This window comes from Myxococcus sp. AB036A, assembly GCF_006547355.1.
GTDB classification, from domain to species: Bacteria; Myxococcota; Myxococcia; order Myxococcales; family Myxococcaceae; genus Myxococcus; species Myxococcus virescens.
The window spans coordinates 19,258-31,739 of the sequence record NZ_VHLC01000106.1 but is presented as its reverse complement, the minus strand read 5'-3'; the positions used below and the strand labels follow the sequence as shown (position 1 = coordinate 31,739).

The window sequence follows — 12,482 nt, the reverse complement described above, 5'->3', positions numbered from 1 at the left end:
GGGTGGGGGCCTTCGTCCCGGTGGGGGCCCTGGTCCGGGTGGTGGACGCCGGCATCGAGCAGGGGGAGGCGGCCCGGGACGCGGTGGTGAATGACCGCCCCTACACGCTGAGCGAGGAGGACCAGCAGGAACTGCTGACGGCGGGCGTGGCGCTGATGGTGGCCCCGCCGGGCGTCAATCCGGAGCTGATGGTCCGGGTGGGGGTGGTGGACCGGCTGGACGTGGGCCTGCGCTACAGCGGCATCTCCCTGCGCGGGGACCTGAAGTTCCAACTGGCCCACGGCGGAGATGAGGTGGGCCGCTATCTGGAGCTGGGCCAGCGCTCCTTCGACATGGCCCTGGGAGTGGGGGTGTCCAAGCACTTCTTCAGCAGCCCGGCCCTGGATGTGCTGGAGGTGGTGGAGATGAACGACTTCAGCCGCTACGACGTGGAGGTGCCCCTGTACCTCAGCGCGGACTGGGGGGACGTCTTCAAGCTCTACGCGGCGCCCAAGTACATCTACAGCCGCACCCGGCTGGACGCGCGGCTGGTGGACTACTCCCAGCAGGGGAAGCCGGTGTCGGGCTTCGACGCGAGGCTTCCCGCGACGGTGGGCAGCCACTTCGTGGGCTCCACGCTGGGAATCGCCGTGGGCTACCGGTACGTCCACCTCTTCGCTGAGGTGACGGGGGGCTACTTCCGGAGCAGGCCGCAGCTCTTCGGGATGGAGCGGAACCTGGGGGGCGTTACCGTGATGCCTTCGGTGGGCCTGGCCATCCGGGCGGGCGGTTCGGACAGGAAGCCGGCAGCCGGTCGCTGAGGAGCCGTCCCGCCAGGCGGACGCTGCTCGGCCGTGCAGTGGTGATTTCCGAGCGTTCCCCGGTGCCGATGGCCTCTGGTAGTGTCCGGGCCGGTGAGGATTTCCGCGTGAGCCAGTCCCCCGTCCCGTTCGCTCCCAAACCCGGGCAGATTCGCGGCCCCCGACTGACAGGGCGCTTCGCGGATGGCACGCTCGGAGAGTTTCCCCTGGGGCCGGCGACGTCCCTGGGCCGGCATCCGTCCAACACGTTGCGGCTGGTGGACCGGGAGGTCTCCAAGGAACACGCGGTCATCGAGCGCGTGGGCAAGGACTTCATCCTCAAGGACCTGGGCTCGTCCAACGGCACCTTCGTGAATGGCCGCCGGGTGAAGGAGCTTAAGCTGCGCGACGGGGACGAAATCTCCCTGGGCGCCTCGCGGCTCATCTTCCACAGCGGCGAGCCGGTGGCGCAGGCCAACGCGCCCACCGCGCCGGGCGTGACGGTGGTGGCGCAGTCCATCTCCATGCCGGCCTTCCTGGCGCAGATGGACCAGGTGCCGCAGAACTTCCGGCCCGCCGAGCAGGTGTCGGACGTGGAGGCGCTGCGCCGCGACTACGAGAAGCTGCGCATCGCCCATGAGTTCCACCGCCAGGTGAGCCTGCAGGGCAGCCAGACGGGGCTCTTCGAGCAGATCCTCAAGGTGGCCTTCCAGCTGCTGGCCGCGGACCACGGCGTCATCCTGAAGGTGGCCGCGGACGGTGAGTTCATCCCGTCGGCGGTGCACCACCGCTCCGACAAGGCCGTCAACGTCATGCTGTCCGACACCGTGCTCAAGCGCGTGGTGGAGACGGGCAAGGCGGTGCTGACGGCGGACGCCATCATCGACGAGCGCTTCTCCGCGGCGGAGAGCATCGTCGCGCAGGGCATCCGGTCCGCCATGGCGGTGCCGCTGAAGGTGAACGGGAAGATTCAGGCGGTGCTCTTCCTGGACAGCCGGCAGCAGATCAACGCCTTCTCGGAGAAGGACCTGACCATCCTCTCCGGCATCGCCTCGCAGGCGAGCATCGCGCTGGAGAACGCGGCGCTGGCCGAACAGATTCGCGCCGAGGCCGTGACGCGCGCGGAGCTCAGCCGCTTCCTGTCCAAGGCCGTCGCCGACGCGGTGATCGCCGGTGAGACGGAAGACCTGGCGCAGAGCCGGCTGGCGGAGGTGAGCTGCCTCTTCGCGGACATCCGCGGGTTCACCACCATCTCGGAGAACGATTCTCCGCAAGAGGTGGTAGACATGCTCAACGCATTCTTCACCGCCATGGCCGGGGTGGTGTTCCGCCACGAGGGGAACCTGGACAAGTTCATTGGGGACTGTGTCATGGCCGTCTGGGGGCCGCCGCTGTCGCACCCGGACGATGCCGCCCGCGCGCTTCGGGCTGCCTTGGAGATGCAGGACGCCGTGCAGGAGCTGAACCGCCGCCGCGTGGCCGCGGGCAAGCAGCCCATCGAGGTCGGCATCGGGGTGAACACCGGGCAGGCCGTTGTCGGCTACATGGGCAGCGCCGAGCGCCACGAGTTCACCGCCATTGGCGACACGGTGAACACGGCCTCGCGCCTGTGTGGCATGGCGAAGAGCGGTGAGGTGCTGGCCTCCGAGTCCACGGTGCGCAGGGCGGGCGCCGGCTTCGACGTGGAGGGGCTGCCGGCCCTCCAGGTGAAGGGCAAGGAGAAGGCCGTGCCGACCTACCGCGTCCACGGGCTGGAATACACCACCGCCGCTTCCACCTCTCGCCGCGCATGAGCTCGACGACGCAGGCCTGCCCCAACTGCGGCCATCCACACGACATCCGCGTCTACGTGAGCGGCCAGCGTGTCCAGTGCCGCTGTGGCATCCGGTTTGAGGCCCGCCGGGGTGACGTGGCCGCCGAGGTGGCGCGCAACACGATGGTGCCCACGAGCAGCGGCATCCAGGAGCAGCGCCCTCCGGCCAATGGGACCTCCGGCGTGGTGACGGTGGTTCCTCAAGCGGAGCCGGAGCCGGGCATCGACGTCTCCCTTTCGCGTGCTCCGGAGCCCGTGCGCTCCGGGCCTCGCGGCGGCGTGAACGGGCTGCCGGGCGTGGCGGCGCCGGGGACCAGCGGCGTGGCCATGCCTTCCAGCAACGGAGCTTCGGACGCGTCGGTGGAGCAGACGCTGGTGCGCTCGTCCGCGAAGACGGGCTCGGACAGTGCGCACTCGGAGCTGAACGCGCACGAGAACAGCACCTTTGTGGGCGCTGGCAAGGTGGACCTGCCGGGCTTGGAGCTGCTGGAGCTGCTCGGACGCGGCGGCATGGGCGAGGTGTGGCTCGCGCGGCAGCAGTCGCTGGGGCGCACGGTGGCGGTGAAGCTGCTGCCGCCGCGGCTGGCGAAGGACCCGGAGTTCGTCACGCGCTTCGAGAAGGAAGCCACGGCGCTGGCGGCGCTCAACCACCCGCACATCATCCAGATCATCGACCGGGGCGTCGCGGGCGAGCACTACTACTTCGTCATGGAGTACGTGGAAGGCCGCTCGCTGCGCGAGGCGATGTCGGCCGGGCTCACGCCGGAGAAGGGCATCAAGCTCCTCCTGGCGGTGGCGCGCGCCATCGAGTGCGCGCACGACAAGGGCATCATCCACCGCGACCTGAAGCCGGAAAACATCCTGCTGGACGGGCGGGGGCACGTGAAGGTGGCGGACTTCGGCCTCGCGGGCATCCGCGCGCCGGACTCGCGCCTGCAGCTCACCGCGACGTCGGTGGCCATGGGCACGCTGAACTACATGGCTCCCGAGCAGCGCCGCGACGCGAAGAACGTGGACGGGCGCGCGGACCTCTTCTCGCTGGGCGTCATCCTCTACGAGGTGCTCACCGGGGAGCTGCCGCTGGGCCGCTTCAAGCTGCCCTCCTCGAAGGTGCCGGGGCTGGACCCGCGCGTGGATCCGGTGGTGGACCGCCTGTTGGAGCAGGACCCGGCCGCGCGCTACGAGAAGGCCAGCGAGCTGTGCGCCGCGCTGGAGGCGATGATTTCCACCAGCTCCGCGCCGGGCATCCCGCAGAACGACCTGGACGGGCGCATGGTGCCCGCGGCCGCGCGGTCGGTACGGCCGGGGCGGCAGACCGCGCTGTCGCGGCAGCTTCGTTCGGGCTGGCGGCGCGTGCGCGGTGGCCTGTCGGTGGTGGGTGGGTTGGCACTGCTGGGCTTCGCGGTCCGGTGGTTCGTGGGGCCGGTGAGCCTCCACCTGGGCGACGACGAGCGCGTCATCATCGGCACGAAGGGCATCCAGGTGAAGCCCGGCAACCGGGTGCTGCCGCCGAACACCTACGGCGAGGTCTTCTCATCGCTTTCCTTCGCGGCGCCCGCCAAGGCCGGGGGCACTTCGCGCCTGGAGCTGGGCTTCGACGAAGGCAACGAGGAGGTCAACGTCCACAGTGGCCAATGGCGGCTGGTGGATGGGGAACTTCAGGCCTTGCAGGCGGGCAAGGAGACCAACGGGCGGCGGCTGATTCCGCGCGCGTACATCGCGCAGCGCTACTTCTCGTCCAACGATTTCACGGCCGAAGTGCTGATGGACGTGGCGCAGTTGGGGCCGGAGTACGCGCTGGAAGCGGATGCGCAGCACTACGGTGAGCTGGCGTTCCGCATCAGGGACTTGCAGGTCTCCGCGTTCGCCATTCCGGAAGTGGGCATGCGGCTGTCGTGGCGCTACTTCATGCCGGACGGGCGCGAGGTGGTGGGGAACAGCGCGCAGGACACGGAGGCGCTCGTCGAGGACGAGATGCCGCTGCCGGCCCACGGCCCCTACCAGGTGCGGCTGCAGATGCGCCGGAACAGCTCGGGCGTGCTGGTGGAGGCGTTCCTCAACAACGAGCGCTTCGCCCGCAAGCTGCTGGTGGGCCTGGAGGACCGCGTGGGCAAGGTGGCCCTGGGCTGCCGCAACCTGTCCTGCTCGTTCGATGACTTGAAGGTCCGGGGACACCTGATGCCCCGGCCCGTCCGCCGCGTCGCCGCCAGCCCCGAGTAGTCCACGCGGCAGGCGAAGGCTTGCGCGGACGCCGCTCCGTCCCCACCTTGCTCTCGGCATGTTCCGCCTCGCGGGCGTCCATGCCGAGTCTTCAGGGGGACGGGATGGAGCTGTGGCGCATGGCACTGGCGCCGGTCTACGCGGCGTGCCTGTTGGGGCTGTTGGTGGCGGCCTTCGCCTACGGGCGCAAGGACGTGACGTCCCGTCCCTACCGCGTGCCCCTGTTGTGGTTCGGACTTCTGGCGGGGATGTCGCTCGTCGTGCTGCGGCACGTCCAGGGGACCGGGGCGGTGTTGGCCTCGGAGACGGCCGTGAAGGCCATGGGCGCTGCCCTGTTGGTGCTGGCCGCGGGGTTGGCGCTGCGGGGCGCCTGGGCCCGGACCCGGGCCAACGTGCTGCGGGGTTCGGCGCCGGTGCCGCTGGATGAAGCGGTGGCGGCCCTGCGTGCCGGCACGGCCCCAGGCTGGGGCGTCTACCACGGCGTCCTGGACGCGGAGTCGACGTTGACGTCGCCCGGTGGCGTGCCGTGTGTCTTCTTCGACGCGGAGGTGCGCGAGGTGGCGGCGGACGGCCGGCGCGGGCCGCTGTTGTCGCGTGAACGCGCGTATGCGCCGGTGCTGGCGCTGCGTGGCCAGCGCGTCCGTGCTTCGGTGTCCTTTTCGCCTGCGTCGCTGATGGCCCCGGTGGAGGTCCGCCGGTGCAAGGACCTGCCGGGCGCGGTGCCCGCGTCCTGGTATCAGACGGCGCATCCGGAGGCCCTGTCCTGGGAGCGCGTGGGCGCGGTGGGCGAATCCTGCCTCGTGGTGGGCGAACTCCGGAGGGGCCCTGTCGAGGGGAGCTACGCCCTGGTCGGTCGGGAGGGAGGCCCCGCGATGTTGGTGCTGGGACCCCAGGCTCCGGCCACCCGTGGGATGCTGGCGCGCCGGGCCTGGCGGCACTTCGCGGCGGCTGGGGTGTTGTCCATGGCAGCCGCCGTTGTCCTGTCAGGGGCGCTGTGAGGCGCGCGGCGGGGGCCGTACCGCCGCGCAGGAGCGTGATGCGCCGCTGGGGCTCGCGGTCCGAGCGCACTCACGCCCAGGCCGCTCGGGACGCGCTCAGGCGGCTCCGGTGCTTCCGGTGCCTCGCGTGGTGGAGAACACGAGCTGTTCCTCGCTGTCCGCCACCCGCACGGTGAGGGTCCGCTCCACGCCCGCGAGACCCAGCGGCGTGGACTGCGCAAGGTCCGAGAGCAGGGAGCCCGCGGCGCGCAGGTGGAAGCCGGTGGTCCACATGCCCTCCAGCTCGCCGAACACGGTGCGCAGCTCGTCCGGGGCCTTGCGTTCGTCAATGGCTCGGCGCAGGCGCACCATGCCGCTCACGAAGTTCCGGCACCGCATGAGCGTGTTGGGGTTCTTCGAGATGACCTCCGCGAAGCTGAAGTTGCCGCCACCCGGGCGCCACTCGCTTTCGATGAGCTGCAGGTCCTTGCCCAGGTCGCGCACCGTGGGGTCCTTCTGGAAGTACCACTTGGCGATCTGCGCGGCGCGGCTGGGTGACAAGTCATTCAGCATGAGGCTGCCTTGCTCCTGCACCTCGCGGAGGTAGGCCTCCCAGATGGGGGCGTAGACGGCGCGCCGGAACTCGGCGGAGGCGCGGGGAAGCTGCTCGCTCCAGGGCAGCGCGCGGGCCAGGGCGCGTGAGAAGCGGGACAGCTCCAGCGTCTGGATGCGGGGCACCAGGGCGCGGAACGAGTCATCCGCCATCTTCAGCTCGAGCCGCGTTTCGATGGGGTGCTTGCCCATGTCCTCCTGCATGGCGCTGATGACGGTGGCCGCGTCCTTCGCGTCCAGCACGCCCCAGACGACGGCGTCATCCACCGCCTGCTGCAGGTCCTTGCGCGACAGCTTCTTCTGCCGTCCCCACAGCATCAGGTGCAGGCCGTAGCCGAAGTCGGAGGCCACGGGGGTGGGGGAGAAGCGCGTCATGTCCGCCTTCAGGTCCACCACCCACTGGCCGCGGGTGCCCAGCAGTTTGTCCTCGTAGCCCCGGCGTCCGAGGAACGCCATGCGCCGGGCGCCCTGGAAGTTCTCCTGCGTCACCCAGGACTGCTTGCTGACGTTCTTCGCCTTGAGCAGCTCGAACGAGCCAATCCCCAGTGAGAAGCCGTAGGCCTGCTGGCGCGTGAGCGTGGTGGCGTGGAGGTAGTTGCGCAGCTCGAACTCGCTCTGCTGGGCGGGGAGGCTCTTCATCCACTTCAGCAGCTCCACCAGGTTGCCCTTGAGCAGGGACTCGTGGAAGCGCATCGCGGTGACGTCCTCCACGACGACTTCCAGCAGCGTGGAGGTCTCCGAAAGGCGCAGGTATTCGTACTCGAAGCCCTCGGCGACCTGCGTGCGGACGGCGTTCTCCAGCGACTCTGCGACGCGGGCCTTGAAGTCGGCCCAGGCCTGCGGAAGGTTGGCCGGGTCCGCCAGCTGCGGGTCGATGCCAAGGCGATCCAGCACCAGGCCCAGCACCTTCTTCTGGTTGTCGTCCAGCTTCGCCTTGCTGGCCTTGTCCACCAGGCCGTCCATGATTTCCACCGCGGTGGTGCCCTTCTTGACGAGGTCGCGAAGGACGGGCCCCAGCAGCGCTTCCAGCAACTGGCCCAACTGGGCCTTCACCGTCGCCGGGTCCAGCAGCTCCACGGTGATGCCCAGGCCGGCGGAGTGCGCCTGCTCATGGGACTTCACCTTGCGCACGGCGACCTGGATGCGGCCGGCACGAGGACGGGAGAAGCTGAGCTGGTAGTCGTCGGTGAGGGACACCCGGGCGGACAGGCCCGCCTTGGCGCTGGTCTTCAACGCGAGCAGCTCGTTGCCGCGCAGGAAGCCCAGCCGGTTGAGGTTGGTGGGGAAGATGTCCGCCCAGTTGAGCTCCAGCCGTGTGTGGAGCGCGCCGCGGGCCTGCCACGCCACCGCGTCCCCCGTGGCCAGCTTGGCCAGGTCGGTGGCCTGCATCAGCCGCAGCTCGGACAGGTCGGAGCGCACGGCCTCGCGCATGTTCTGGCCCAGCGGATGCGCGCGGTAGTCGCTGAGCGTGACGGACAGCTCCGTCTGGTTCTCGGAGGCGAGGAAGGACAGGCTGGCGCTCACGGCGGCCTTCACGCGCGCGGACACCTGGTAGCGCATCCACCCGACGTCACTGCCCAGCAGCAACTGGGGCCGGGGCCCTGACTCGGCGCTCTCCGGGCTCGGCTCGCCGACGATGCCGTTTTCGTCCACGTCGCCCAGCGAGTTGAAGTTCCGGATGGACGCTTCGCCGGTGGCTTCGAAGGAGAGCGTGAAGCCGTGCATGGCCAGCTTGGGCGGAAGGATTTTCTCTTCCGTGAAGGTCCCCTGGGCCAGCGGCACCTTGATGTCCTGGTCCTGCAGCTTCACGTCGGGCACCTTGCCCGCCACGACGTCGGGAAGCTTCTCCAGCAGCTTGTTGACCACTTTCATGCGCGTCCCCCTGGGCTGAAGCCTCCTGCACGTGGGCCGGAGGTCTCTTCGTCGTACGCCGTTGCCTAGCTCGGAACAAGGCGGATACCGGAAAAGACCGGTGGTCAGCGGACAGATGCCCTGGAGGGTGGGGTGGAAGTCGCCCCCGCGCGGTGCGTCAGGGCTCGTCGCCCAGTCCGTACTCCTTGAGTTTCCGCGCGAGCGTGTTGCGGCCAATCTCCAGCACGCGGGCCGCGGCGGTGCGGTTGCCCTTCACGGCGTCCAACACGCGCAGGATGTGGCGGCGTTCGACCTCCGCCAGTGGCAGCAGGCCCGCCTCCATGGGCGCGAGCGCAGCCGGCGCGTTGACACCTTGGGTGGCTGCAGGAGTCGGCAGGGCGGTCCGGTCCACATCGGGCAGGGGCAGGTGCTCTTCGAGAATCTCCCCTTCACAGAGCACCACGGCGCTCTCGATGCAGTTCTCCAGCTCCCTCACGTTTCCGGGCCAGCGGTAGCGCTTGAGGCGCTCCACCGCGGCGGCGCTGAGACGGGGCGGCGTCAGCCGGTGCCTCCGGGCGACGGCGGCGACGAAGTGGCGGGCGAGCCGCTCGATGTCCTCCGCGCCGCGCTCCCGCAGCGGCGGCAGCACCACCTCGACCACCTTGATGCGGTAGTAGAGGTCCTCGCGGAAGCGGCCCTCGGCCACCATGCGGGCCAGGTCCCGGTGGGTGGCCGCGACGATGCGCACGTCCACCTTCACGGCCTGGGTGCCACCCACGCGCTCGAACTCGCGATCCTGGATGACCCGCAGCAACTTGCCCTGCACCGGCAGGGGCAGCTCGCCAATCTCGTCGATGAACACCGTGCCGCCGCTGGCCGCCTCGAACTTGCCGGGCACGCGGTGGTCCGCGCCAGTGAAGGCGCCGCGTTCGTGGCCGAAGAGCTCGTTCTCGATGAGCGTGGCGGGCAGCGCCGCGCAGTCCACCTTGATGAAGGGCTGGTCCCTGCGGGGGCCATTCACGTGGACGGCACGGGCGAACAGCTCCTTGCCGCTGCCACTCTCGCCGCGCAGCAGCACCGTCGCGTCGGTGGGCGCGGCCTTGCGCACCAGCCGGTAGATGGCCTGGAGCTGCGGGGACTCGCCGATGATGCGGTTGAAGAAGTAGCCCACCGGGACCTGGGGCTGGTCCTTCGCGCGCTGGAGCTCCTGGTAGAGGCTGGTGCTCTGGAGAGCGGTGCTCACCTGCGAGGCGATGGCGGTGAGCCGCTGCGTGTCGTCGTCGGTGAAGCGGTCCGCGCCGCGGCGGTTGAGGACCTGGAGCACGCCGTAGAGAGCGCCGTCCCCGTCGCACAGTGGCACGGCGAGCAGGCTGGTGGTGCGGTAGCCCGTCATCCGGTCGATGTCCGCGAAGAAGCGCTGCTCGCCGCGCGGGTCCGGCACGTTGATGGCGTGCCCCGCCTTGGCGACGGTGCCTGCGACGCCCTGGCCCAGCTTGACGCGAATCTGGGACACCTCGGGCAGGTGCGCGGCGCGGCTGAACAGCTCGCGGCGGGCCGGGTCCAGCAGCCAGAGGGTGCCGCGGTCCGCTTGCAGGGTGATGGCGATGCGGTCCATCAGCGTCTGGAGGAACGCGTCGAGGTCCACCTCCCTGCCGACGAGTCCTCCGAAGGGGAGGAGGACCTGGGAGACGTCCGAGGGGGCTTGGGGCATGGCGGGCAACGGCGGCAGGACGAAGGCGGAGGCCGCACCATAACATCCAGCGGGCATGGGACTGCCCCTCTCAGGCCGCGCGGCCCAGCACCAGCCGCTGGCCTTCGCGTGCGGGCTCGCAGATGGGGAAGAGGGCGCGGGCCTGCTCCGCCATGTCCTCGAGCATGTCGTCGCCGTGCGCCGGGTCATGGTGGAACAGGCACAGCCGGCGCGCCCCCACCAGCCCGGCCACGCCCGCGGCATCCATCATGGTGGAGTGGCCCCAGCCCTTCTTCGCCACGCCCTTGCGGCCCTCGTATTCGTCCGGCGTGTATTGCGCATCCAGGCACAGGACGTCCGCGCCCTCGAAGAGGCGGCCCACCTCCGGCGCGAGCTCCTGCACCCGCACCTCCACGTCCGTGGCGTAGACGAACGAGTGGCCATCCGCCTCCACGCGGTACGCCAGGCACCCCTGCGGGTGCGGCACGTCGATGGGCGTGACGCGGAAAGGGCCCACCTCCACGGGCCGGGCATGCAACGCCGAGCGGAAGTCCATCCGCGAGCGCATGGTGCTCAGCGGCACCGGGAAGTGGGGCGGCTGCATCTGCGCGGCCAACTCGGACTGGAGCGCCTGGGCCCCATTCGCGCCCGGGCCGTAGAGCGTCAGCTCGGACGTGGGCAGCCAGGCCGGCGTGAAGAAGGGGAAGCCCTGCACGTGGTCCCAATGCAGGTGCGAGAAGAAGAGCGTGGCCTTCTGGGGCGCGCCCTCGCGCATCATGATTTCGCCCAGTGCGCGGATGCCCGTCCCTGCATCCAGGATGAGGCGGTGGCCCTGGCTGGTCACCTCCACGCAGGCGGTGTTGCCACCAATGCGCGAGCCCGACACCGCGATGCTCCCCCGAACGCCATGAAACCGGACTTCCATCGTGAGCCTCCTTGAATGGGGGGCCTCCACGTGGGACGCCCTCATGCCCGGAGCCTCAGAGCATGGGGTGTGCCATTTCCAAGTGCGCGGAATCAGGGGCGAGGGCCTCGAGCGCGCTCACCGGTGCTCCAGAGTGGATCGCGCTCGCATGGTGCGGGCGATCCAAACCGGTACAGGTTGCCCGCATGGCAGGGCGGCGGGCCCGTCTTCCAACGCCAAGGGGGCGCGCTCGCGCCCACGCCCTGGCTAGTCGCCCTGACTCGGGGCGGGAGCGGGCGCAGGGGCCGGCTGCGGGCGACGGGAGTCGAAGGCCATCAAGATGGCGCCGACGACGAGCGCGGCGTCCGCGACGTTGAAGGCATACCAGGGGTTCACTGGCCAGAACCCGAAGTCAGCGACGACGAAGTCCGTCACGCTGCCCAGGCGGACGCGGTCAATCAGGTTACCGACGCCGGCGCCGACGAGGCCGAGCGCGACGTGCAGCCGGTAGTGGTCCGCGGGCGACTGGCGGACCAGGTGGATGACCAGCAGGAAGACGGGGATGGCCACCGCGCTGAGGATGAGCTGGGCGTAGGGCAGCGACCGGAACATGCCGAAGGTGATGCCGGTGTTCTCCACGTACTGGAAGCGGATGACGTCGCCGAAGACGCTCATGCCGGTGTAGCCCAGGGGCTTCACGTGCTCGCGGACGAGGACCTTCGTCCATTGGTCGAGGATGAGCAGCAGCGTGGCCAGCCCACCCACGACAAGGTACTTTCGACGCTCCGGAGTCATTTGCGGCGCAGCCTCCTATAAATGAGGTGGCCGGACAACCACCGGGAGTGTCGGCGAGCGGATGCTCATCGTGCTCGCAGGGCCATTGGCAGACCGAGTTACCGCGTGGGGAAGGGCCAGGCGGCGAGGGGCGCCGGTACCGGTGTGGACCGCTCCATGTACAGGGAGTGCGCGAACGGGCCGATCTCCTTTGTCTCAGCGAGTGCGTTGAACCGGCCTGTCATTTCGAGTTCGGCCCCGCTTTGCTCCATCGACTTGTCGATGAACAGTGTCAGGACGCCTGTGTGGACCCAGCCGAACTCGAAAGTGAAGAGTCCCACCACGCATTCCATCCGTCCCCGGCGAGGAGGGGGACCTCCGGCGATGAGCGCCTCGGCGACGCGGGCGGCGGGGGCTGAGTCCAGATGGCTCTCGCTCAGACTCCAGGAGGCAAGAGGGCGCTCGAAGCGGATGGGGGTGCGCAGACACAGCACCGCGTGTTGAACCGCGGGCGGGAGGGAGGCGTCTTCACCCAGCAGCGCCGCGGCTCGCGCGAAGCGGCTTGCGTCGGAGGGCTCAGTGGCGACGAGATAGTTCCAGGCCGCGGAGAAGGGGCCGCCTCCGTATTCCACCAGGTAGTCGTCAGGAGCTTGAACCCCCACGGCGGCCGTCCCTTCGGGGGCGCGGTAGTAGCCGTATTTCTGGAGCGTTTCCAACTGCCAGAGCCCCGGGCCCACCCGGCCAAGTCGGGCAGCCCAGCGGTCGCTCGGAAAGTCCCTGGCTTCAGGCATTCGCGGCCGTGTCCAGGCCCAGTGCGTCGTCACCGCCCAATCACCCATGGCGAAACATCCCAGCACGAGAG

9 protein-coding genes are annotated in these 12,482 nt (G+C 69.7%); 4 read left to right on the top strand and 5 right to left on the bottom strand.

Features of this window, described 5'->3' with window-relative positions:
* The 4 genes from FL344_RS31410 to FL344_RS31395 form a co-directional block, all read left to right on the top strand.
* Nucleotides 1-800: hypothetical protein (locus tag FL344_RS31410; protein ID WP_141621116.1), on the top strand; the 800-nt coding region annotated here is incomplete at its 5' end.
* Nucleotides 801-907: 107 nt separating this feature from the next.
* Nucleotides 908-2,572, top strand: coding sequence for an adenylate/guanylate cyclase domain-containing protein (locus FL344_RS31405; RefSeq protein ID WP_194858622.1), 1,665 nt, complete (start codon nt 908-910; stop codon nt 2,570-2,572).
* Nucleotides 2,569-4,812 (top strand): serine/threonine-protein kinase, encoded by a 2,244-nt coding sequence (locus FL344_RS31400; protein WP_141621115.1) that lies wholly within the window; start codon nt 2,569-2,571, stop codon nt 4,810-4,812. Before FL344_RS31405 ends, FL344_RS31400 begins: the two co-directional genes overlap by 4 nt.
* A 104-nt stretch (nt 4,813-4,916) precedes the next feature.
* Nucleotides 4,917-5,810 (top strand): hypothetical protein, encoded by an 894-nt coding sequence (locus tag FL344_RS31395; protein ID WP_141621114.1) that lies wholly within the window; start codon nt 4,917-4,919, stop codon nt 5,808-5,810.
* 96 nt (nt 5,811-5,906) lie between these two features.
* Here the strand turns inward: FL344_RS31395 and FL344_RS31390 are convergent, their stop codons facing one another.
* From FL344_RS31390 to FL344_RS31370, 5 genes are all read right to left on the bottom strand, one after another.
* On the bottom strand, nt 5,907-8,273 hold the full coding sequence (locus tag FL344_RS31390; RefSeq protein WP_228565505.1) for a hypothetical protein: 2,367 nt from the start codon (nt 8,271-8,273) through the stop codon (nt 5,907-5,909).
* A 157-nt stretch (nt 8,274-8,430) separates the two neighbouring features.
* The gene (locus FL344_RS31385) at nt 8,431-10,020 is read right to left on the bottom strand and encodes a sigma 54-interacting transcriptional regulator (protein WP_141621112.1); all 1,590 of its coding nucleotides are present in this window, start codon (nt 10,018-10,020) and stop codon (nt 8,431-8,433) included.
* 13 nt (nt 10,021-10,033) lie between these two features.
* A complete protein-coding gene (locus tag FL344_RS31380; RefSeq protein WP_141593565.1) occupies nt 10,034-10,867 on the bottom strand; it encodes an MBL fold metallo-hydrolase in 834 nt (277 codons plus the stop codon).
* Nucleotides 10,868-11,113: 246 nt separating this feature from the next.
* Nucleotides 11,114-11,641: a signal peptidase II gene (gene lspA / locus FL344_RS31375; RefSeq protein ID WP_140863132.1), complete on the bottom strand. Its 528-nt coding sequence runs from the start codon at nt 11,639-11,641 to the stop codon at nt 11,114-11,116.
* Between the two features lie 98 nt (nt 11,642-11,739).
* On the bottom strand, nt 11,740-12,411 hold the full coding sequence (locus FL344_RS31370; RefSeq protein ID WP_141621111.1) for a hypothetical protein: 672 nt from the start codon (nt 12,409-12,411) through the stop codon (nt 11,740-11,742).
* Nucleotides 12,412-12,482: the final 71 nt, after the last annotated feature.

Excerpts from the sequence above, each read along its gene's own strand:
- FL344_RS31400 (WP_141621115.1), top strand. The coding sequence starts at position 2,569 with ATGAGCTCGACGACGCAGGCCTGCCCCAACTGCGGCCATCCACACGAC.
- FL344_RS31395 (WP_141621114.1), top strand. The coding sequence starts at position 4,917 with ATGGAGCTGTGGCGCATGGCACTGGCGCCGGTCTACGCGGCGTGCCTG.
- FL344_RS31390 (WP_228565505.1), bottom strand. The coding sequence starts at position 8,273 with ATGAAAGTGGTCAACAAGCTGCTGGAGAAGCTTCCCGACGTCGTGGCG.
- FL344_RS31385 (WP_141621112.1), bottom strand. The coding sequence starts at position 10,020 with ATGCCCGCTGGATGTTATGGTGCGGCCTCCGCCTTCGTCCTGCCGCCG.
- FL344_RS31380 (WP_141593565.1), bottom strand. The coding sequence starts at position 10,867 with ATGGAAGTCCGGTTTCATGGCGTTCGGGGGAGCATCGCGGTGTCGGGC.
- lspA (WP_140863132.1), bottom strand. The coding sequence starts at position 11,641 with ATGACTCCGGAGCGTCGAAAGTACCTTGTCGTGGGTGGGCTGGCCACG.
- FL344_RS31370 (WP_141621111.1), bottom strand. The coding sequence starts at position 12,411 with ATGCCTGAAGCCAGGGACTTTCCGAGCGACCGCTGGGCTGCCCGACTT.